Annotated in this window: 27 protein-coding genes, 1 tRNA gene and 1 pseudogene; all 29 read right to left on the bottom strand. The window is 44.6% G+C overall.

What is annotated here, in order from left to right; genetic code table 11:
• Window positions 1-97 precede the first annotated feature (97 nt).
• Window positions 98-379 (bottom strand): phage tail assembly protein, encoded by a 282-nt coding sequence (locus tag C4F37_RS23385; RefSeq protein WP_000450805.1) that lies wholly within the window; start codon window positions 377-379, stop codon window positions 98-100.
• Between the two features lie 9 nt (window positions 380-388).
• Complete coding sequence (locus tag C4F37_RS23380) at window positions 389-910, bottom strand: phage major tail tube protein (protein ID WP_001706256.1); 522 nt, start codon at window positions 908-910, stop codon at window positions 389-391.
• Between the two features lie 16 nt (window positions 911-926).
• Window positions 927-2390, bottom strand: a complete 1464-nt coding sequence (locus C4F37_RS23375; protein ID WP_001706255.1) for a phage tail sheath family protein — start codon at window positions 2388-2390, stop codon at window positions 927-929.
• On the bottom strand, window positions 2390-2680 hold the full coding sequence (locus tag C4F37_RS23370) for a hypothetical protein (RefSeq protein ID WP_001523067.1): 291 nt from the start codon (window positions 2678-2680) through the stop codon (window positions 2390-2392). Before C4F37_RS23370 ends, C4F37_RS23375 begins: the two co-directional genes overlap by 1 nt.
• The gene (locus C4F37_RS23365) at window positions 2681-3166 is read right to left on the bottom strand and encodes a hypothetical protein (RefSeq protein WP_000609134.1); all 486 of its coding nucleotides are present in this window, start codon (window positions 3164-3166) and stop codon (window positions 2681-2683) included. It abuts the gene before it with no gap.
• A complete protein-coding gene (locus C4F37_RS23360) occupies window positions 3163-3507 on the bottom strand; it encodes a hypothetical protein (RefSeq protein ID WP_001083980.1) in 345 nt (114 codons plus the stop codon). The genes C4F37_RS23365 and C4F37_RS23360 overlap by 4 nt, the downstream gene beginning before the upstream one ends.
• A complete protein-coding gene (locus C4F37_RS23355) occupies window positions 3507-3899 on the bottom strand; it encodes a hypothetical protein (RefSeq protein WP_001523066.1) in 393 nt (130 codons plus the stop codon). Before C4F37_RS23355 ends, C4F37_RS23360 begins: the two co-directional genes overlap by 1 nt.
• On the bottom strand, window positions 3900-4943 hold the full coding sequence (locus tag C4F37_RS23350) for a major capsid protein (protein WP_089502727.1): 1044 nt from the start codon (window positions 4941-4943) through the stop codon (window positions 3900-3902).
• A gap of 20 nt (window positions 4944-4963) precedes the next feature.
• A complete protein-coding gene (locus C4F37_RS23345) occupies window positions 4964-5347 on the bottom strand; it encodes a hypothetical protein (protein WP_001523063.1) in 384 nt (127 codons plus the stop codon).
• A gap of 9 nt (window positions 5348-5356) precedes the next feature.
• Complete coding sequence (locus C4F37_RS23340; protein ID WP_171274535.1) at window positions 5357-6421, bottom strand: head maturation protease, ClpP-related; 1065 nt, start codon at window positions 6419-6421, stop codon at window positions 5357-5359.
• On the bottom strand, window positions 6414-7988 hold the full coding sequence (locus tag C4F37_RS23335; protein WP_001022885.1) for a phage portal protein: 1575 nt from the start codon (window positions 7986-7988) through the stop codon (window positions 6414-6416). The genes C4F37_RS23340 and C4F37_RS23335 overlap by 8 nt, the downstream gene beginning before the upstream one ends.
• Window positions 7985-8224, bottom strand: coding sequence for a DUF6148 family protein (locus C4F37_RS23330; protein ID WP_001523057.1), 240 nt, complete (start codon window positions 8222-8224; stop codon window positions 7985-7987). Before C4F37_RS23330 ends, C4F37_RS23335 begins: the two co-directional genes overlap by 4 nt.
• A gap of 11 nt (window positions 8225-8235) precedes the next feature.
• The gene (locus tag C4F37_RS23325; RefSeq protein WP_001406385.1) at window positions 8236-10092 is read right to left on the bottom strand and encodes a phage terminase large subunit family protein; all 1857 of its coding nucleotides are present in this window, start codon (window positions 10090-10092) and stop codon (window positions 8236-8238) included.
• A gap of 5 nt (window positions 10093-10097) precedes the next feature.
• A complete protein-coding gene (locus tag C4F37_RS23320) occupies window positions 10098-10649 on the bottom strand; it encodes a hypothetical protein (protein WP_001019009.1) in 552 nt (183 codons plus the stop codon).
• Window positions 10649-11239, bottom strand: a complete 591-nt coding sequence (locus C4F37_RS23315; RefSeq protein ID WP_001185429.1) for a ParB/Srx family N-terminal domain-containing protein — start codon at window positions 11237-11239, stop codon at window positions 10649-10651. The genes C4F37_RS23320 and C4F37_RS23315 overlap by 1 nt, the downstream gene beginning before the upstream one ends.
• A gap of 556 nt (window positions 11240-11795) precedes the next feature.
• Window positions 11796-12515, bottom strand: coding sequence for a hypothetical protein (locus C4F37_RS23310; protein ID WP_000775053.1), 720 nt, complete (start codon window positions 12513-12515; stop codon window positions 11796-11798).
• 16 nt (window positions 12516-12531) lie between these two features.
• On the bottom strand, window positions 12532-13905 hold the full coding sequence (locus C4F37_RS23305) for a methyltransferase domain-containing protein (RefSeq protein WP_016238701.1): 1374 nt from the start codon (window positions 13903-13905) through the stop codon (window positions 12532-12534).
• A complete protein-coding gene (locus C4F37_RS23300) occupies window positions 13905-14528 on the bottom strand; it encodes a ParB/Srx family N-terminal domain-containing protein (protein ID WP_001523051.1) in 624 nt (207 codons plus the stop codon). The genes C4F37_RS23305 and C4F37_RS23300 overlap by 1 nt, the downstream gene beginning before the upstream one ends.
• A 234-nt stretch (window positions 14529-14762) precedes the next feature.
• The gene (locus C4F37_RS23295; protein WP_001523049.1) at window positions 14763-15173 is read right to left on the bottom strand and encodes a hypothetical protein; all 411 of its coding nucleotides are present in this window, start codon (window positions 15171-15173) and stop codon (window positions 14763-14765) included.
• A 388-nt stretch (window positions 15174-15561) separates the two neighbouring features.
• Window positions 15562-15861 (bottom strand): hypothetical protein, encoded by a 300-nt coding sequence (locus C4F37_RS23285; protein WP_001141358.1) that lies wholly within the window; start codon window positions 15859-15861, stop codon window positions 15562-15564.
• A 74-nt stretch (window positions 15862-15935) separates the two neighbouring features.
• Window positions 15936-16133, bottom strand: a complete 198-nt coding sequence (locus C4F37_RS23280) for a hypothetical protein (protein ID WP_001222808.1) — start codon at window positions 16131-16133, stop codon at window positions 15936-15938.
• Window positions 16133-16402, bottom strand: coding sequence for a hypothetical protein (locus C4F37_RS23275; RefSeq protein WP_000867916.1), 270 nt, complete (start codon window positions 16400-16402; stop codon window positions 16133-16135). The genes C4F37_RS23280 and C4F37_RS23275 overlap by 1 nt, the downstream gene beginning before the upstream one ends.
• A 112-nt stretch (window positions 16403-16514) precedes the next feature.
• Window positions 16515-17102 (bottom strand): MT-A70 family methyltransferase, encoded by a 588-nt coding sequence (locus C4F37_RS23270; RefSeq protein ID WP_000387270.1) that lies wholly within the window; start codon window positions 17100-17102, stop codon window positions 16515-16517.
• A gap of 307 nt (window positions 17103-17409) precedes the next feature.
• Window positions 17410-17485: transfer RNA gene (locus C4F37_RS23265), tRNA-Ile, on the bottom strand.
• 293 nt (window positions 17486-17778) lie between these two features.
• Window positions 17779-18057, bottom strand: a complete 279-nt coding sequence (locus tag C4F37_RS23260; RefSeq protein ID WP_000147212.1) for a hypothetical protein — start codon at window positions 18055-18057, stop codon at window positions 17779-17781.
• On the bottom strand, window positions 18054-18599 hold the full coding sequence (locus C4F37_RS23255; protein WP_032154025.1) for a glycoside hydrolase family 108 protein: 546 nt from the start codon (window positions 18597-18599) through the stop codon (window positions 18054-18056). The genes C4F37_RS23260 and C4F37_RS23255 overlap by 4 nt, the downstream gene beginning before the upstream one ends.
• Window positions 18583-18879 (bottom strand): phage holin family protein, encoded by a 297-nt coding sequence (locus C4F37_RS23250; RefSeq protein WP_000254764.1) that lies wholly within the window; start codon window positions 18877-18879, stop codon window positions 18583-18585. The genes C4F37_RS23255 and C4F37_RS23250 overlap by 17 nt, the downstream gene beginning before the upstream one ends.
• Window positions 18866-19261, bottom strand: a complete 396-nt coding sequence (locus C4F37_RS23245) for a phage holin family protein (protein ID WP_001271967.1) — start codon at window positions 19259-19261, stop codon at window positions 18866-18868. The genes C4F37_RS23250 and C4F37_RS23245 overlap by 14 nt, the downstream gene beginning before the upstream one ends.
• A gap of 378 nt (window positions 19262-19639) precedes the next feature.
• Window positions 19640-19735 (bottom strand): annotated as a pseudogene (locus tag C4F37_RS27970) (ead/Ea22-like family protein); the annotation flags it as partial.

Raw genomic sequence — 19735 nt, 5'->3', positions numbered from 1 at the left:
GAAAGCCAGTAGGATATAGGTGTTGATTGAGATGATTGAGATAGAGAACTCGCGGCCCTCATTATTTGCTTATCAATAGGTTTTTGCTCATCAAAACCTACGAGAGCAAAAAATTCTGTACCTTTTGACAAACTTTAACAAAGTCTTTCGCTGGTAATCCATTCAGATACTCTATTGGACGACCAATACAGCGAGCAGCCAAGGCTGCATGGACTTTATTATCAAGTGATGTTTGAACTGAAACATGCCCTTGAGATTGCAGTAAGTCCGATACCTCTAAAATATCACTGCCTTTTAGGTTGTCTAAATCAAGGTTGAGTTCAGTCACTGGCTCAAAGTCTTCAAAACGATATTCTTTACTTAATTTAACGGTTTCCATTTTTTCACCTTATAAACCTAAATCATCACGAACAGTTTTTAATATATCTTCGCCATCAAAGATACAAATAAAGTTCAACTTATCAATTTCTAAGACTTCTTTCCCATCAATAAATAATTTGATATAGAGAACTTCGAATTCATTTTCTGAATCAGTGGCCTTTGCTACCTGTAGCGAACCTAAATCCAGTTTTTTAGGGTTTAGCTTCATTGAAGCCCGAATAGGAACCGTTTTATATTTTCCTGTTCCTGCATCATAAACCTGCTGGCTACCGCGAAAATCTACCTGATGCGATGAGGATAGAAATAATTTTGTACCAGCAGAGGTCAGAGTTCGCCATTTAAGAGAGACAGTCATTGGTTTGAAATGCCCCAGCGTTCCGCTCTCAAGCTCTCCAGCGATACCTGCACCACTAACAGTTTCTGTCATCATCTCAATTGATGGCAGCTTTGCGTCAGCAACACCGATAATACGGTTTCCTTCACCGTATACTGTAAAGTTAATAAGTCTCTCAGGAATTTGATTGCTCAAAGCAACCTCCTATTATTTATTCAGAAAACAAGTTCAGCAGATAATCAGGATTATATTCCATGACGAACTCTATATCTCTGGCAGGTGAGAATGGTGTCATTTTCACATGGAATTTAACAATCCCGTCCATCAATGACGTAATCGTGTTTTCAGACTGATCAAAGGTAACAACACCACCTGCAATATCCTGATTACCAGTGAGGCCGTTAAGCCAAATATTCGCACTAGTAACAATCGATTCAATTAATCGACGGTTTGCAGGATTGTCTATTTTTGACCAATGCGAAAGAATTAACGTATTACCCACCCAGTTAAACATACGTCGGCAAACACGAAATGCGTCTTTGGGGTCTGTAGATGTTGGATAAATAGCATTACGGTTTCCCCATGATTTCCAACCATCAAAATTAAGGCTTGTTACAATCCCCTGTCCATTTAAGTAGTTTGCCTGGCTAATGTTAAGCCATACCTCACTGCCATCTTTACGTACAGCACCGTCCATCTGTAGTTTTATATTTGACGGAGAACGTGATGGAATATCACCATACTGACTATCCAGCAAGCATGTTGCTGCCGCTAAATGGGTTGAGTGATGGTAAATATTGTCACCAAGTTTCACCATCGGCCAGCACACTGTCTGGTTAGCTGCCATATGATTATTGTTCTGCTTCCATTCAGGAACAGCAGAATAATCACTGATAGTAGATTTATCAGTCGGCGCATCGGTGATAGCTTCTGCTTTGAACAATTCACTAATCAGCGCAGCTTTAGCCGCCATTAGCTGGCCAACTTCACTATCAGAACTAAATCCAGGCGCAATCACTTGTCCTGGAACTAGTTTGAAGCGGGGATAAACATCCGACAGTAACTCAAGCCCCGTATTCGCTTTAGTGTTGGAATCCACGCCACCAATAATATCGTTTTTAGTTACAGCCCCGGGATCAAGATACGTATAACTAACCTTAAGAGTGGCGTCTTTTTCAGTAACTTTTCCTCCGCTAATAGCGGTAATGACCGTATAGCCATTATCATCCAGCGCCAGTACATAATCTGTATCAACCGTTAACCCTGGAGAATCACCATCTGCTTTTTTCACAACAACAGATTTATATAAGACACCATCGTTAGAGAGCGTACCTTTCCCGCCAGAAAGTTTTACTACCTCATCAGTTACGTCTTTCTTATGCTTTGCTGGATCAAGCACATTGATAAATACAACTGGCGCAACACCATATATTCCAAATGCGACTTTAATTACTTCGCTTAAAGTATATTTCTCGAAGTTTGTGCTATATCCTATTTTAGATACGGCCTCTGCGTATGTATAAGCAATGATAGGTTTATTTACCGCTGAGGCTGGATCTTCTAACTGATTAACAGGAGCTGTACCAAATGCGACAATCAACCCAGCACTAACTTGTACTGGAGGAGTTATAGATGTAGCCAGCTCAGATATATAAATACCGTGGCGATATCCCATTATTTAATCTCCATGATAGAAGAAGAAACTCTAGAGTACATTACATACTCGACACTGGTTTTATCAGAAAGTCTTTTTTCTGCATCTGAAAAATCACTGGTTGCCACAAACAAACACTTTGCACCAGGAATATGTGATATTAATTTTTCACACTCTGGAGATAAGCCATTCTTAAATAGTTTATGCTTCAAAATTGAGAGTTGAGGGATTGTTGGCCCTATATATACAAATGTTTGAGCAACATCTTCCTTCTTTTCTATATCTTCTTTACTACTTTTCTTATTAGCCATTTAGATAAACTCCTGAGACTGAATATTCTGAGGCTTTAATACTAGCCACGTTCCAGTTGCTTCCGTTATCCAATATGGATATGGTTGATCATCAAACATTCGCCATCTGATATCACCCTGAAAGAGAAATTTCTCTTCAAGTAAAGGCTTCTCCTGAAAATGAAACATCATCCTTTCAAGAAGAGCCATTACCCATTCATATCCAGTATGGTCCTCACAAAAACCACCTAGAAGAAACTTAACCTTAACTTCATCCGTTTCAGGCTGCATTCCTCCTTCCGTGGGCCTGATAATCACATGAGGAAATTCTGGCGGTTTATCTGGAGATGGTTGTGATTTAGGAGGCAAGTACCCTTTAAATATTGTTGGAACAAACAATTTAATATCGCTGTCTGTTTCATCATAAGGAGGCCCCTGCACTAATAAATCATGGAAAACCTCATGTTCCAACCGATTTTTTATTGCATCTATCAAAAGATTAATCAAATCGGCATTCCTCTGTTAGTATTAACAGTGAGAGTTATTTCCAATACACCAACATTATCTGATACTTCATCAACAATATAATTTTTACCGTTGATTTTCATTGACTGGTCTTTGACAGGGAGAACAGGAAAATCTTTTCTTGAAACAAATAATATTATTTGCCCCTGATTTATTCCCTCTGCAAACTCAGCATATGAGCGTTTATTCCGCTCATGAATAAGGTCTGTATCAATAACGGCAAGGATATCCTTGCCGTCTATGTTATATGTATCGGCAAACTCTTTTTCATTGAGGAATATTGCAGAAATATCTTGCGCTATAACCTCTTTGAAGGAGTTCATTACTTCTTATTACCTTTTTTTTGCGTTGATTTTTTCGCATTACTGGTATCAGAAGTAGCTACAGATTCAGATGAATCATCAGCAACCATTTCCTCATTGCCGCCATCATCCTCAAACTCAACCTCGAATACACAGCTACCCGCCTCCGTTCGCGTAATCAACCCCGCGTCCACAGCATCATTAACAGCAGATGCGTATCCATGCTCAAAAGCTAACTTAGCAGCATCATAGCCCCCAGCCGATGCCAAATCACCATCCTCTTCGGTGGCAATAGCATGTCCTGACGCAATCAGTTCGGCAATTCTGGAGTTATCCATTAGCCCATTAAGCAAACGGCCCGCTTTTAGCGAGCCGTGGCTTATCGTATCAATGTTTTTAATCAGTCTGGCCATTTAAACCACCTTAGCCACCAGATAGGCATCAGCCACACCAGGATTAGGCAGTGGAGATGACTTCATGGCAACATAACGGCCAGCCGGCTTACGAGTTACCCAGGTGTCTGGAACTCGTGGTGACTCAACAATCGTTAGAGTCTTTTCGGCGTCATCTACAAGCTCTACAGCACCATACAGCATCGTTCCTCGACCAGGAGAGCCAAAGAGGATCTTATCTTCCGGTACTAATGGTTCAGGTTTTCCTGTTTTATCATTGCGAATAAGTTCGTCGTAACCATAAAAATCGACACCTTCAAGATTGCCATAATGAGTTACGCCTTCTTCTAACTCTTTAGGCTCAATATACCCAAGCTCTTTTCGGCGATTATCAAGATATTTAGTTACTGCTTCATTTTTAACGAAGGCATCAACAACTTTTGCGCCCATTACGGCAACACGAGGTGTAAAACCTGAAGTTAGTGATACCCGACGTTTCCAGTTGCGAACATTGACTAACGGATCTGATTTTGCTGCACTCCATAAATCATCACCTGTCAGTTCAAGATATGGTTTATCTCCTTCCTCTTCAGGCCAAAAATAAACTGTGTCATCCACTCCTTCACCAACAATATCAACCTGCCCCGTAAACAAGACTTGTGCACACATCCATTCTTCACGGCGGTTAACCATTTCATCAAGCTCAAGCAAATCTTTACCTAATTGCTCGGCGGCTCGTTCTGCTGGCGATTTTGCGTTGTAAATATTCTCACCCGGAAGCCTGTTTAAAAGCAGCTCGGCTGTTGTTACCAAATCAGGTGCAACAAGTGGTGGCTCCAGAGTTCTCGTTACAAAGCCGCGTCGCTCAACGGTTTTTGAGCCAAAACCTTTACCAACAAACGGAGCCATAGTACGGCCACCGCGAACAAAATCCAGATCAACTTTCTTTGTATTAAAGGTCTGAACACCAGGAAAAAAGGTACGAAGAAGAAAACGACGAGCCTTGAAATTCTGAATAACAGGCTCAAGCATCGTACGTCGTTCAAAAACATCAATATTCGGCATAAAAATACGACCTCTTTATATTATGCAGATGGATTTTGTTGTGCGGTATTAAGGAATATTCCAACCTTCCGGCAAGCCAGATATACATCGGCAACTTTTGCTGATTCAGGAAGGATAACCGCATGTGCATTGAACATTCCGGTCAGCCATGCTGTTCCGACTTGCGCTGAATCAGTCGCATCAATATTGTGTTGAGCGATACAATACGGTTCTTTTGCCTCCCCTTCACCAGAGAGATTTATTGGCGCCACAGTGACAACATTTGTTGTCTGATCAATACTGACAAAAGCAAGTAACTCACCCCGTTTTACTTTACCGCTGGCAAGTTTAATACTTGTTGGAATTGCTGGCATACCACCAGAAATAATCAGATTATCTGGTTCAAATGAAAAAGACTCTCGCATAAACTCACCTTAATTTTTATCGCGGTTTTTAAATACTGACCCAATAACATTTTTTACTGCTTCAGCCTGTTTGTTGCCGTTGTTTTCTGGTTGATTAACATCAACTGAATCATTCACCTCACTTGCGTCTTCTTGCCGTTGATTAAGAAAGTTTTTGTTACGCGCTCGCTCTGCATTCATAATTTCCAAAGCAAGTTCAGCCGCAGAAACTCCTGTTTTGAATTTTGCATTCTTAACCAGGTCGTCATGACCAGGAATCACGCTATTCTCGATTGTTTCAATGCGCTCGCGTTCTGATTTAACGCCCTCGTCTTTACCAGCATTAAAAACCTGATTGTATAATTCTGGATATTTATTTTTTAATTCATCAAGAGTCACAATATCGTCCTCATTTTGTTCATTTGATTCAGTAGATAACTCATTTTTATTTTGCGGCAACTTTGCGAGTGAATCAGGTAATTTTGAAAACCTTGATGCTTCAAAAGTTATTCCATTAAGCGAAAGCATCCCTTCCTTTATAGAAGCGGATAAGCGTATTGGTTTTTCAACTTCGTCAGCAAATCCAAGCTCTACAGCCTCTTCTGCATTTAGCCATGTTTCCTGATCCATTAGTTCAATTAATTTATCCTCAGAAAGCCCTGTTTTCTCCTTATATGCAGATAAAATACTATTGCGTATCTTATCCATCATCTCAGCAATATCACGCAATTCATCCGCATCGCCAGCAGCAAATGTCCACGGATTATGGATCATCATCATAGCATTAGATGGGATAATAGTTTTATCACCCGCCATTGCAATAATAGTTGCAGCCGATGCAGCAATCCCGTCGATATAAACCGTAATATTCGCCTTATGACGCTTTAATGATGAAAGAATAGCTTGAGCAGTAAAAACAGAACCACCATAACTATTAATTTTTACGTTGATAGTATTTGATGAAATATCCTTTAATTTATTAACTATGTCAGAAGAAGAAACCTCATCAAATTCACCAATATACCCGTAAATTAAAAGTTCAGCCGGAGAGTCATCTTCACCCGTGCTATTTTTTATTTCCCACCAATTAGGCATCATCAGTCTCCATATTTTGTTCATTTACCTCAGAAACAGGAGGTGTAATAAGCCCCAACTCACGGCGAGCATTCTCTTCTCTGCCACAGATTTGTGCGGTTTCTTCCCAGTTAAGACCTGACATTTCAGCCGCTTCTTTTTCACGGGTAGAGAATGTTTCCTCAACACGCAGTTTTGCAGCTTTGACTTCTTTAAGGGGATCTAATTGGCCTTGTGATGGGCCATACCATTGAGCGCCACTCCATGCAGCGCGATATTCAGGCCCATAAAAAAAACCAGGGGCAATAACACGACCTTTAGCAACGGCTTCGGCCAACCATTCCTCATAGATCGGTTGGCAAAATGACTGAACCATCCAGTCACGTCGCATACGGAACATTTTCCAGGCTTCAAGTAATGCGGCCCTGCTTGCGCTATAACTTGCTGTAAAATGCTTTACCAAGAGTTCGTAAGGGAGTTCTAAAGCAGCCCCAATTTGACGGCATATGGCGACAACAAAACCATCAAATGCCGTATTTGGTCGCCCGGGATTTGCTGTATCTATCGACTCACCTTCACCCAAACTTACTATGGAGCCATTCCCCATTTCTTGGGTGTTATCATCATGGTTATCGATCTGCTCGTACTGAGGGATACCCGATTCACCGACTGGCCCATCAGGAGCGTCTGTTTTAATAAAGACAGTAAACATCCCTGACACAACCGCAGCAACCAATTCAGCATCGGTGTATCGTCCTAACTGCTTCAATGCTTCAATTACAGGAGCAAGGACAGGAACGCCACGGCGTTGCCCAGGCCTTTCAAAATCCTGCATGACATGCAGAATATTTCTTCTTCCTGTTTTACTCCCATATGCGGGAATACGTTCCCACTTGCGGGTTACAAAACCAGAAGTCCCGGCTGGGTGATGTTTTGCAACCCAGTACGCCACAGGCTCGCTAAATTCACCAACCTCTACGCCACCGTAAAGATTTGGTATAAAACGATCCTCTGGATTGCAAACACGATCACCTTCAATTAAATAGACGCACAAATCATATATAACACCCTTACGCTTAATAACTGGTAGCGCAGCAAATATATCGCCAGATGTTAACGCAGATATTTGGACCAATGATTGCAATTGTCCAAAAGTACACATTCTTGATGCATCACAATTTGGAGAATCAGCCCATAATCTAAACTCACGCTCAACATGCTTTTCCCATGCTCGCGCTTCTTCCTGCGTCATCCCCAAGAAATCGGCATCAATGTTCGCATTTAGTTTTAAACCGGAACCAACAACGTTTGTCCTGATAGTTTTTATTGCGCCAACAGATAGCGGGTTTCCCATGAAGAGATCACGAGAACGCTCACGCAATTTATCTATATTTTTAACAATATCATCATCAGGAGAACCAGCTTTACTAAACCAACCCCTTAATGATTTTTTATGAGTGCTTGCACCATGACGTGAATATCCAAGGTTATTAATACCTTCAAGTGCTTCTAACCGTTTTCTTGCCAAAGCTCGATTTAATGCCCTCTGAGGTGAAAACGGCGCAATAACTCGATCAAGAATATTCATAAATCTCTTATCACCACTCGTTTAATTCGTGGGCCTCGGCGTACACCTGCTGATAATCTTTCTACTTCATTACGCCAGTAATCCATCTCTTTTCTGACTTCTGATAAATCCGCACGAGTTAACTGCCGCGTACCAAATTTATATGACTGACCGCCAATAGCAATAGCGCGATATGCTTCCCGCCAGACAGATAACATCTCTCTGGCTTCAGTCAGAGAAAATGCTTCATTGTTCATTTATATTTCCTCTATATGGTTACGCCTTTACTTATAACTCTACGGCGTCTTCTACGTATACCTGACGAGTTCTGCACATACACATTACCTCGCATTTCCTGTTCGGCAAGCCAGTTAAAATTAGGGTTCAGAATTTCCATCGCGGCAGTTGCATAGTTACGGCAATCAAGAGGCTCGTTACGCTCGTAGACTTTCACCCACTTTTCTTTTGTCTGCCCATTTTTATATTCAAATATTTTTTTCTCTGATAATAATCCTTTAAAGTATTCGGTATCATATCCTCTGTCAGAATCTAATGGGAAATGCATATAACCAGGACCAGGATCATGTAGTTTAATTCTTGCCATGATGGTCCCTTTACCATCATCAACCCCCAAATTAAACAACATAGCACCCACACGGTTATTATTACTTGGCTTTCCTATAAATGGTAAACCTACCCCACCACGCCCCCTGATAGAGTATATTCGCCTTGATTCTCTCGGCTTAGTAAAGCGATATACCTCTGTCGTAAAATGCCCACCAGAGTCAATACAAACGGAAGAAATCTGTAATTTTCGACCGTCACGGAATGACCAGCTACGGAGTAAGTATTCATCAAGTTGTTTCCAGACAACATCTTGTGCGGGATCACCTGGGAATATTTTATATTCTATCCCCCATGACTCCTTACCTTTTCCCCAACCGACCAATTCACAAACTAAATACGTGTCCTGTACGTCAACACCAGCACTTAACAATAAAACATCATCTGGTAAAAACTCTTCAAACCTTATTCTGCGTTGCAACAAGTATTCAGGATCGATATCGTCTTTAGCATCCTCTTTCCATGGCTCACCCAGCTTAAGGTTAATAAACTCCATTAATCCATTTTTATCGCGGTTTCTGGTTGCTTCCGTAAATTCTTCAACCAGCTCTGACAATGCAACCCACGGGGAGTAAAGACTGTTAATATGAAAACCAACAATACCTTTAACTCCAGTATGTTCAGCTATCCATACCCCCTTCGCCAACCAATCAACGTCTGGTTTACCAGATCCGCGCATAATCCCGCCGCACTCACAGCACTCATATCTGGCCGTTTCCGGTAACGCCTCACCTGAATCGCTCTTATCCCATCTGACTTGCGACCATTTCATCACCTGCATGGTGCCACAACATGGGCAAGGAACATGGTAGTAACGCTGATCGGAGAGCTTAAACCACTTGTGGATTTTGCTTGTTTCCTCCAAAACAGGAGTAGAAACAAAAACTTTCTTACGATTATGAAAGTTGGTAGTACGCTGAATACCTAGTTTTAGTGGGTCGCCCTCCTGCGTCACACCGTAACGATCAATCTCATCAGCTAACAGTATTCGAATTGGCCTGGATGCAAGACCTGCTGGGGAATTAGCACCAACAAGTGCTATATATCCACCAGCGTAATGCTTCATACGTATAGTCGTGCTGGACTTTTTGGCTGCACCGCGCCCCTCTTTCCCTTCATGCAGCTTGTGTTTCAAACCAGGGGAATATTTGAACGTCGGATCAATACGCTCTTTTGAAAAAGCCTCAGCCGCCTCTACCGTTGGATAAATCATCAACTGAGGAGATGGCTCCTGATCTGCAAAGTAACCCATAACATTTAGCTGTAATTCGGATTTACCAATTTGCGAGCTACATTGCATCACTACTGTTTCTGTATCAGCGTCACCAATAACATCCATTGGTTCACGCAAATATGGCACTCGGCTTGTACGCCACGGCCCTGGCTCTGGAGACGTTCCCGGCGCTACATGACGATACTTATCAGCCCATTCGGAAACAGTTAGCCGTGATTTAGGGCGAAGCGCACGGAAAAAAGCGGTGCTCCATACTGTTTCGCCCATGAGGTTTATTCTTCCTGCTTAATAAATCGGGATTCCTGGAGCGCCTGAAGCGCAAAATTAATCTCGTCTTCAATAATGCGCTCGATCTCCCTGGCTGTTTTGCCTTCACAACGGGGAGCTGCTCTTGGAGCAATACTAAATAAGCGGCTACGCAATTCATTAGCTGCCAGAAATGCATCATCCCTGACCGCATCTTTAGCGATGAGAGAGCCTTCCTTTTCTTCAAATTCAAGGCGTTTCAGCTTTGCCTGATAAATTTTTTCTGCGGTCTTAGCCTTGTTGAATTGCACCGCAACACCGGAAGTACCACCAGCTAATCCGGCATCATCAGCGGGTAACTCTGGTTGTTCCGAAGATATCCCATGCCCTCTTTTTCCATTTTCAGCAGATACCTCACGACCAACCTGTCGGCTCGCTTCATAAGCCGCACTGGCTTTATCAAAATCCAGCTTGCCGCTTTTCAGCACTGGAATGCGACCGGAACGACAGAGCTTCGTAACCATTGCCGGAGAAATACCTTTCCGGCGGGCAAACTCTGACTTACTGACGATGGCCATTACTTGCAACCATTAGCAAGATACTGAACAAATCCCTCATGCGTTTCATGCGCGTCGTGGTACTGACGATAAACATCCAGCAACAATGCAATTTCCATATCCGTCGCGGGAATACGTTCTTTATCAATAGCCAGGTACTTAATTTGAACAACAGGGGAAGAATTATCGTCTTCTTCCTGCGGCTGTTCATCGCTTAACATTTCGTCAAGCTCTGCATCATTAAACCCAAGCAGATCAATATCAAAATCATCATCCATTAACTCTTTGACTTCTTCGGCCAGAAGCTGCATATCCCAGCCAGCATTTAAGGCCAGCTTGTTATCTGCAATCCTGTAAGCCTTCTTCTGTTTTTCAGAAAGGTTACTCAACCGAATCGCCGGAACTTTATCCATTTCCAGAATTTCGGCTGCTGCAAGCCGCCCATGCCCCGCAATCAGTTCATTCTTTTCATCGATCAGCACAGGATTAGTGAAACCGAACTCACGGATACTGTTCACCAACTGTTCAACTTGCTCATCTGAATGAGTCCGTGAATTTTTGGCATATCTGAGCAACTTACCGACTGGTAAATATTCGATTTTTAGAGCCATTTTTTAACCGCCATAACACAACAGGTTAAAGAAAACTGTTTAACTTATTGATACTAAAAGAGAAAAATGACGATCTTTTTACTCATAAAAAATCACACAAACCAGCATAATTATCTGATTTTATTAAGTTTTTATAAGTAAAAAGGATCTTGCGATGGTGTTTTGGTTAAAAGATTGGATGTATTTGCATGATTTATAACGATTTTTATCAGAACAACATCACATTGGTTAAAGATCTGCGCGTATCTTGATGATCTAAAAGAAAATTTTCCACTTTCTTCTTACCAGCACAAATACAGAAAAAATCACGTTTTCCCGATATTTTTCAATGAGATGAGTAAATTTCTTTTACCGCAACTTTTAACCTAACTTTTTTCACGTTTAGCTAGCCGAATATCGGGGTTCGAATGACCCGCATCCAACGCTTTTGGCCAGAAGGACCCAATTCTGCCGGACGATGAAACGATGCTCGTGCTCCCCCACAGACAGCCAGCGAGCGACGCTACAGAACACAGTGAATACACCCTGCATAACAACACCATCAACCACACGATGATTAACGAGAGAACGTCTTAGAAAGGATGTCATCAATAGCCTTTGTGACTTCATCAGCAAACGCATCCTCACCAGCACGCAGCGCCACGCCATGCCAATCAAGACGCTGCGAATAGTTAGGTTGCTGGATGAACGTAAGGATCAACGTAGGACGCCGCCCAACGCGCTGCCAGACGCCTGGTTGAAGCGGGTTACTTGTACCAGGTCGAACAACAAAAAACTCCGTAGGCTTGCCCTGACGGCGATTTTGATGCGCATCTCGCTGAACTCTTAGGCCAGATAAGACCTGCTGTAATTGCCCCCGCGAAATATTCCCGTATTTGTCCAGCTTTGCGCCGGGACCAGGAGCAAGCTGCCAGCCGTTAGGCAAATATCCACCAGCCCTTAGCGCCCCTTCTGAGCGTTTGTACTGTCGTTGGCCGCCTTCGATTTGCGGAGTCAACGTTACAGGGGCTGGCGTTCCACCCCATTCACGAGCATACACAATGGCTGTAGGATCACTCTTCTTTGCGGCCAAAACGTAAGTAGAGTTCTGAATCCACGGCGTGGGCCTGTCAAATACCCGATTAATTTCATTCTTAATCGCAGCCTGAGAAGCCTTTGCCGTTCTGGTTGCCGCAAGCGCCATTGCGAACGGCAATTCGCGTTCTTCAAGGCGCTGGAGTTGTCGTTGAATATCCTGAGAAGAAAAATCCATCTTTATCTCAATTCTGTCAGCCACCAGCGCCTCCTACACACTACTTAATCAACGGCCGGAAAGCCGCCAGCACATCATCAGATCGTCCGATTGTTGAACCACCAGGCAACGGCAACTCAAACTCAAAACGAACAGCTTTCTCCAGACTCGCCCAACTAAGGGAATCATCGTTAATGACGTGCAAATACCAGCTCTTACAGTTGAATATTGACCGCTTAATCCTGAAACCATGTACACGACACAACTGCTTCACTTCCTCATCAGAGTGAAACTTCTGGTAAAACCAGTGCCCCTTCCGGTACAACGCGGTAAAACCGTCATGATCAATAAAATAAAGCCGGCTTTTGGAACTCGCCGCTTGTGTTTGCTTCAGGACTGTTTCCAGTTCTCCACGGCTACGGCCAGAAAAGAATATTGACCCACCAGCTTTACACAGGCCTTTCAGAACCGTCAGAACGGACCATTCAGCCTCGACACTATCGACCGAGTTCAAAACGCTATCGCAAATCACGTAGTCGTAACGCCCTCGCGTTTTTAAGTCGTCCACCAGCGTATCAATCATCCGGTTTGTTGCGGCCCTATCCAGAGTGTTTCCAGCGCCCTTACGGCGGAAAAGCTCGAGATCATGCAGGTTATATCCCTTTGCCCTGAGCATTCGCGCGTAGTCTCCCTGCCCCGAACCAAAATCAATTCCTCTTGGCGTCTTGGCAATGATCGGGAGGATCAACGACTCATACAGATTTGATTTCAGGCTGCCACCATTACGCAACCGCATAAGCTGCGCATACGTCTGGATGTATGTTGTTTTCTCCAGATGAGAATACTCAAATACACCATAAGTTTTATTCAGATAACTTTGGTATTTTTCCTTCTCAACATCAGGGATCACAAACACCGTTAGCGGTGTGCGCGTCATTTTCGCTGCTAATGCATACTGAGCACAGTGAATAACCTCACCAGACTGAGTAGCAACACAACCACCCCACGGACCATACTTGATAACCAGTTCCGCTATGTTCTTTCGAACATATGCCATTTTCGCGCGCATATTGCCTGAGATCTGGCTTGCCGATACCTGAACAAAACCATGCTTATCTTCCAGACCGGACACCCTGCAACGCTCATCTCCGCTATCAAAATCCGTTCCGTTATGCAGTTGGTTAAACCGTACTTCGTCGTATACCGTCGTTTCACAGGGCAACACATACACCGCAGCACGCGTTATTCCCAACTTACGTAGCGCCTTCGTCCTTTGGTGTCCCGCCACCAGCAAATCGCCGCGCACTATCAATGGCTTCACAAGCCCCAGCTCCCTGACGCTTTCCGCCAGCCTCGCAAGATCATCCTCACCGATAAAACGCGGGTTATATTCCGCGCCGCGTAGGTGCGTTATGTCGTAATTGAGGTGAAGCATCAGCACACCTCCCCAGCCAGCAATGCGGATACAAATCCGATATAGCTGCCATTATCATCAACATAACGAGACACCGCGCAGTCAAAACGATCCGCTTCCTCATCCGTTGCCGGGATTTTATGACCTCCAAATGACAGGTACTGAACTTTTACGCCTGATTTGGCCTCATCCTTCTCAAATGGGATATCCATACCCTCTGTGTCATCGTAGACTGCCGCACTCAATAAGTTATCCAGTTCGCGCTGAGTAAAACCAATTGAGTCCAGAGCAAAATCATCGGCCGCAAGATCTGCAAGCTCCGCGCTTAACAACTCTTCATCCCAACCAGCATTCAGCGGAATACGGTTGTCGGCCAGACGATACGCCTTCTTCTGATTCTCCGTTAGCCCAGCCAGAACAATGCAGGGAACATCATCCATCCCCAACTGAGTGGCCGCAGCAATTCGACCATGACCAGCAATTACAACGTTGTTCTCGTCTATCAGGATCGGATTAGTCCATCCGTACTCCTGTATGCTGGCAACAATCTGATCTACCTGCTCCACGGAGTGTGTGCGAGCGTTCTTTTCATAACCAATCAACACAGAAAGTGGTAAAGAAACCACATTAAGATGTTTTGTCATGCCGTTTATCCGCTAAAATCCCCTCGCTTGTGCAAGCAAGTGGGCCTCGGTTTGTATCCACGGCACCCTGTGGGTATGAATGACTGTCGTCAGGTCGCAACTGACGGCGGTCGCCCACCTTCCAGTAATAAAAAAGCCACCAGCATTAACTCCACAGCGAGCAGGAGTTAATGAGGCAGCTTTGGTTTGCGCATTATCGCAGCCCCTGATTAGCACAAGAGCTGCTGTAATGCGTTACGCAGGGATCAAACAGATGTGGCCGTTATTTACCTCAATACGGGAATATTCCGGCTTACCATCCACGATTCCGGTAATGACAAGTTCGCCATCAGGCGACCATTCTTCTTTGTCGTCTTCAAGTACCGCGCCTTCTGGCAAATCAATACAGGCAAAAACAGGGCAGCCAGGATGACGTTTATCCTCCATCGCAATCAGCATCGACTCACCGAACCACTCTGTGGTAGCACGGCCATCAGCCGCCTGATAGTGAATCAGATACTGGTTTTCGCCATTTGCATACTGAGCACGGGCTTGAACTTCTCCCCACTCTTCACTGATACGCATTGTTACCAGTTGGGATAATTCAAACTTAAACGGAACAGACTCTGCACCAATGGCAATCGGTTTATCTTCTTTCTTTTCCATAACATCACCTGAAAATAAAAAGCCCCGCGACACCGCGAGGCTGTAAGAGTTACTTTCGATATAAATCAAGGCGCATTTGCTCCCGCTTAAGCCGAAAAGCCCTCTGCGCCACTAAGATGCGCCACAGGACACCAGCGATAACCACCAGCGAGATACAAAAACACACGGCCACAACTATCAGAAAAATGCCAACACCATTCATGAAACTATCCATTCTTCAATGAATATCTCCAGTAATGTCAAGAGATACGCCATCCCCAGCGCGGTTCCTACCGATATAGCTAAGACAAACCTCAAAGATAACGAGGTGTCTTTCGCTTTTCTCCAGACGTAAGCGCCAGCCAGAAATACCAACAAATCTCTTATTGGAAGCGGAAACCAGAACAAATCACTCGGCATAAGCACGATCATCTTCCGCTGCTGATTTACACGCCGCAGTTACTGATATATTGATAACCGGTGCGCTAATCGTGATGGACGACTCTGTCGGTTGACGCGATATAACTGAACGATGGTTATCAATGAAGTCCACAATCTCATTCAGGCATTCTTTAGCTGCCTCATCGTGACTTTTTCCGTATGCTTCACGGAGGACTTTCATCCTCATCATTGCTCCGTCACATATAGTCGAAAGCGCGTAAAGCACATCACTAACCGCCATTTCTTTTTTGGTGCTTGTCGAAGGCATCCCATGTTCTCCTTTGTCTGGATGTAAAAAAGCCCCGGCAATTGCCGAGGCTCGTTGTTCGTTATCGTTACGGTTTAATGCTCGCGTCGTCCGGCGACAACTTCGGATTTGTATTTCAGGTCGCCCAGCAAGAATTGCAGTTTAAGCATCTTTGCCGCCGTGTAGTTCCCTGATTCCACAACCTCTTTCATGAGGTCATAAACGGCCGCTACATCATCAGCCAGGAACTCTTTGCGTTGCTGCTCAGTCGCACGTTTGAAGGAAATACGCATCACTCATCATCTCCTGCCGCACATACAACCTCACAAAAAAAATCAGCAGAATGTTTCTCCTTGAACGAATGACGCTCAAAACCGCACTCAATATCAGGCGCAAAAACATCCACCACATACGGTCTTTCAGAATGTTTGTTTTCCCAACGATAAACCGTAGTGACGTTGAAATGTTTTAACGCTTCACGGAACTCAACGCTGCCCGTCAGGTTTTTTGAGGTCAGGTATTGCAGGAGGTTTTTTACTACTTCACGGTCTTGTACTTTCATCGGGTTATCTCCGGTTTAACCAGGGCGGGTATCGCTCGGTTTCGGGTATAACCATAGGAAATTTTTTCCCATCTGTAAAGCACTTTTTATATAAATCTATAATTATATAATTCTATGACACTTGCCAGAGAGCATCATGCAACTGGATACCTCCGTTGCACTGGTTGCCCCAGCCATGCCAGCCATCAGGTAAATCACCGCGAGCAAACAGCTCAATACGAGGAACATCGCCTAACAGCTTTACCAGCTTGTCACGGACCACATCAGGCTTCCGAGAATGCTCCAGACGAGGCGATGTAAACGACTGAATGATCCCCGCATCAAGACGTGTCGGTAGTTTGCCTTTCACTGCAAACAAGCAATCTTCACTGTTTGCACGAGTCATATGCCCCATCCCCATCACCAGCTTATCTGGTTGTCGGCTACCACATTTGTTCCATGTGAAGCCCTTCATGGTCATCAGCCTGAATCCCCATGCTTTCACCACCAGCAACGCTTCTTCTGGCTGAGTCGGAACCCACCACATGGCCAACAAACACGATTCAGGATTAGCAAGCTGCCAGACAGGAATACGAGCAATATCCTCAGCTTTCATCGTTGGATACTTAAAACCAGCGCCACGATTCCCATCCTTACACTTGTCTTTGTATTCCCAGGGGGGATCTGCATAAATCAGATTAAACAATGCAATTGCCTCCATGTTAGTTGTGTCTCCGGCGCTTATCTCCGGCAGTCATAACGCTGGCCAGCTCTACAGCAAACACAACGAAAAGGGCGCTAACCAGACTGATTAATGCCCTTGCCTGTTGTGTGCCGGATATCGCCCGACAACGCTGTTTTGGTAACACGGCTACAGTTCCGTGCCGCTCCAGCTTTTACCCCTTTGCGGATAACAGGCCCTGCCTGTAACTTAGCCCCACGTTCGCCCGAAATGCGCACCAGGCACGCATAAAGATGAGCACGAAGAAGTAACTCCACCGCGCTTATCTTTATGTGTGAGAGTGAATTGGTGGCCCCTACCGGATTTGAACCGATGACCGTGCGATTATGAGTCGCCTGCTCTAACCACTGAGCTAAGGGGCCATATTTGATTTGTTTGTCTGGTGTGGCGCCGCGCACGAAAATCCCAGCCAATAAATTCAGGATTTTTGGGCGCGGCGGCATATCAGACAAACATGGTTGATGCGTGCGCCCATGAGAAAAGCGCATAGAATGTTGTAACTATATATTTATATAATTATAGAAATATATATTACTTTGGACAGTTGATTTCCCATGCCATGTTATGAGCCAGAATATCTTTCTTTGTCTGGCGGTCCATAACATCGATGTCGTGATCAGTCAGGTAGATGGGCTTTACCCAATCACAGGCGGTATCAACCACCACCGGGACGCTTCCACGACTCCCGCAGCTCGCGATCAACATCGTCATCAGCCATATGGTTAACACTCTGCTGTACATTCCCCACCTCTTTTGTCACTTCTATACGCCGCTCCGCAGTGGCTTTTACGGCGGCTGCATTCTCATTAATGCGCTGCTTTTCAGCTTCATCTTCGGCCTTTTCTCGCCCTTTCATACGACCAAAACCAAACGCGCCGAATGCAACCAATATAATTGTGCCAATAAATGACAACACGGCCTTCAAACCAGTCATACCACCACTCGCTCTTTCATCCAGCCGTAGACAAACGACTCATTAGCCTCGCGCTTCTCCGCCAACTCCAGATAGCGTTCGCCCTGCGTACAGTTCAGCGACGTCAGCATCACCCGTTCGCCGTCTTTTCCCCGATTCCCAAGATAAGCACGTAGCGCATTAATGGTACGTGGACCGATTCGTCCGTCTGCATCCAAATCGGGATACAGCTTCCCGCGCAGGTTGAACACATTCAGCCAGCGTTGAAGCATTTTTGACGCCACTATTGGCCCCATGTTCACCCCCGTGTCACACAGCTCTGCGGCAATATCAGAGGATAATGCGGCCACCTGATCAAAGCGTGGTCCGTACCAGTAATCAGCCTCAAGGATTTCCAGTGCCTGTTCGCGGGTTAAATCGCGCATATCGCCACGGTATCCATGAGCACGGGCAGAGTTCTGAGTAATGCCCCACTTTGTTGGGCCTCCCTTGTCGTCAGGGTGATCCACATAGCCGCCCTCTTTTCCAAGAACGCTGTTAAAAATCTCATCTTTGGTCATGATTAAACCCTAATGCGTCAACTATCCGCGCCAGATTGCCCCTGAAATACAGAACAACGATGCAGATAATCAGATTTCCAATAACCACCAGCCAGTGGGATTCTTGATAAAGACCGAACACATAACGGAAGGGAACATTGGCGTATACAATGACGTAGATATAAGCCAGAAAGGAAACAAATGGACGATGCCTGGAGTCTTTCCGTCGATAAAGCATCAGCGCCATTACTATTACTGTGCAAAGCACCGCATTAATCAGTGCTGACGGGTCACTGCTTACCATTTGAACCCCCTCCACGTAAGCGGGAAAGCATTCCAAAGATGCTACCGAGATCCTGGCTGTTTACGAACGTGAGGATTTTAATGGTCAATGCAGCCACAATAACCGCACCAAGCGCATCCAGAGGACGATCGTTGTAGCTGGTCCATTTGGCAAGAAATGAGCCAACTAACGGCGCTCCAATCACTCCAACAATGAACGATGTAAAGAAATAGCCAATCAGCTTGAGACGGCTAATATTCACCGCTGTAGCAACATAGAAAACAGCGCCAGCAAATGCCCCGAATACAACGCCGTAATCAATACCAGTTGCAATACCAAAAACGCTGGCACCCATCAGGCCACCAGCAGCAACGGCCGTACCGGAAATTGGTTCTGCTGACATTGAAATCCTCGTTAAAAAAAAAGCCCCGCCGAAAAAGGCAGGGCTTCATAAAGCAACAAATTACGCGGTAATCGCTTAACGCAGTTTTACTACGTTAAATGAAACACTACACCCAGTTACCACCTAAAACAAGGTTTCCCCATAAAAAAACCTTCATATCGTGGTTAATCGATCAATAAAAAAGCAATGTTCAACTTTTTACCAACTGAACATCCCGACCAGGACTTCCATAATATTCGCCGATATTCCACTGCTTAAGTTGAGTAATCTTCTCCAACTTAACTCCCACAGAATCCAATTTCTGCCATGTTTTCGGTTGTATGTGCCTCATTACCCGCTCTGAATATCTAAATACTGCTCGTAGCCTCGCTAAATTGCTCACTTGTCGCCTCCTTTACGAATCTGTTCCGCCCACTCCTCAAGAGATTTCTCCGCATATTCACCGGACAGGCCATCAATCGGGTGCGGTTCATT

Source organism: Escherichia sp. R1, assembly GCF_003000935.1.
Lineage (GTDB): Bacteria > Pseudomonadota > Gammaproteobacteria > Enterobacterales > Enterobacteriaceae > Escherichia > Escherichia coli.
The sequence above is the reverse complement of the archived record's forward strand: the minus strand, read 5'-3'. Positions and strand labels throughout refer to the sequence as shown.

What these genes read in the sequence shown, in the direction of transcription:
- C4F37_RS23385 (WP_000450805.1), bottom strand. Translation starts at nt 379, where the DNA reads ATGGAAACCGTTAAATTAAGTAAAGAATATCGTTTTGAAGACTTTGAG.
- C4F37_RS23375 (WP_001706255.1), bottom strand. Translation starts at nt 2,390, where the DNA reads ATGGGATATCGCCACGGTATTTATATATCTGAGCTGGCTACATCTATA.
- C4F37_RS23370 (WP_001523067.1), bottom strand. Translation starts at nt 2,680, where the DNA reads ATGGCTAATAAGAAAAGTAGTAAAGAAGATATAGAAAAGAAGGAAGAT.
- C4F37_RS23360 (WP_001083980.1), bottom strand. Translation starts at nt 3,507, where the DNA reads ATGAACTCCTTCAAAGAGGTTATAGCGCAAGATATTTCTGCAATATTC.
- C4F37_RS23355 (WP_001523066.1), bottom strand. Translation starts at nt 3,899, where the DNA reads ATGGCCAGACTGATTAAAAACATTGATACGATAAGCCACGGCTCGCTA.
- C4F37_RS23350 (WP_089502727.1), bottom strand. Translation starts at nt 4,943, where the DNA reads ATGCCGAATATTGATGTTTTTGAACGACGTACGATGCTTGAGCCTGTT.
- C4F37_RS23345 (WP_001523063.1), bottom strand. Translation starts at nt 5,347, where the DNA reads ATGCGAGAGTCTTTTTCATTTGAACCAGATAATCTGATTATTTCTGGT.
- C4F37_RS23340 (WP_171274535.1), bottom strand. Translation starts at nt 6,421, where the DNA reads ATGCCTAATTGGTGGGAAATAAAAAATAGCACGGGTGAAGATGACTCT.
- C4F37_RS23335 (WP_001022885.1), bottom strand. Translation starts at nt 7,988, where the DNA reads ATGAATATTCTTGATCGAGTTATTGCGCCGTTTTCACCTCAGAGGGCA.
- C4F37_RS23330 (WP_001523057.1), bottom strand. Translation starts at nt 8,224, where the DNA reads ATGAACAATGAAGCATTTTCTCTGACTGAAGCCAGAGAGATGTTATCT.
- C4F37_RS23325 (WP_001406385.1), bottom strand. Translation starts at nt 10,092, where the DNA reads ATGGGCGAAACAGTATGGAGCACCGCTTTTTTCCGTGCGCTTCGCCCT.
- C4F37_RS23320 (WP_001019009.1), bottom strand. Translation starts at nt 10,649, where the DNA reads ATGGCCATCGTCAGTAAGTCAGAGTTTGCCCGCCGGAAAGGTATTTCT.
- C4F37_RS23315 (WP_001185429.1), bottom strand. Translation starts at nt 11,239, where the DNA reads ATGGCTCTAAAAATCGAATATTTACCAGTCGGTAAGTTGCTCAGATAT.
- C4F37_RS23305 (WP_016238701.1), bottom strand. Translation starts at nt 13,905, where the DNA reads ATGCTTCACCTCAATTACGACATAACGCACCTACGCGGCGCGGAATAT.
- C4F37_RS23300 (WP_001523051.1), bottom strand. Translation starts at nt 14,528, where the DNA reads ATGACAAAACATCTTAATGTGGTTTCTTTACCACTTTCTGTGTTGATT.
- C4F37_RS23295 (WP_001523049.1), bottom strand. Translation starts at nt 15,173, where the DNA reads ATGGAAAAGAAAGAAGATAAACCGATTGCCATTGGTGCAGAGTCTGTT.
- C4F37_RS23285 (WP_001141358.1), bottom strand. Translation starts at nt 15,861, where the DNA reads ATGCCTTCGACAAGCACCAAAAAAGAAATGGCGGTTAGTGATGTGCTT.
- C4F37_RS23280 (WP_001222808.1), bottom strand. Translation starts at nt 16,133, where the DNA reads ATGCGTATTTCCTTCAAACGTGCGACTGAGCAGCAACGCAAAGAGTTC.
- C4F37_RS23275 (WP_000867916.1), bottom strand. Translation starts at nt 16,402, where the DNA reads ATGAAAGTACAAGACCGTGAAGTAGTAAAAAACCTCCTGCAATACCTG.
- C4F37_RS23270 (WP_000387270.1), bottom strand. Translation starts at nt 17,102, where the DNA reads ATGGAGGCAATTGCATTGTTTAATCTGATTTATGCAGATCCCCCCTGG.
- C4F37_RS23260 (WP_000147212.1), bottom strand. Translation starts at nt 18,057, where the DNA reads ATGACTGGTTTGAAGGCCGTGTTGTCATTTATTGGCACAATTATATTG.
- C4F37_RS23250 (WP_000254764.1), bottom strand. Translation starts at nt 18,879, where the DNA reads ATGGTAAGCAGTGACCCGTCAGCACTGATTAATGCGGTGCTTTGCACA.
- C4F37_RS23245 (WP_001271967.1), bottom strand. Translation starts at nt 19,261, where the DNA reads ATGTCAGCAGAACCAATTTCCGGTACGGCCGTTGCTGCTGGTGGCCTG.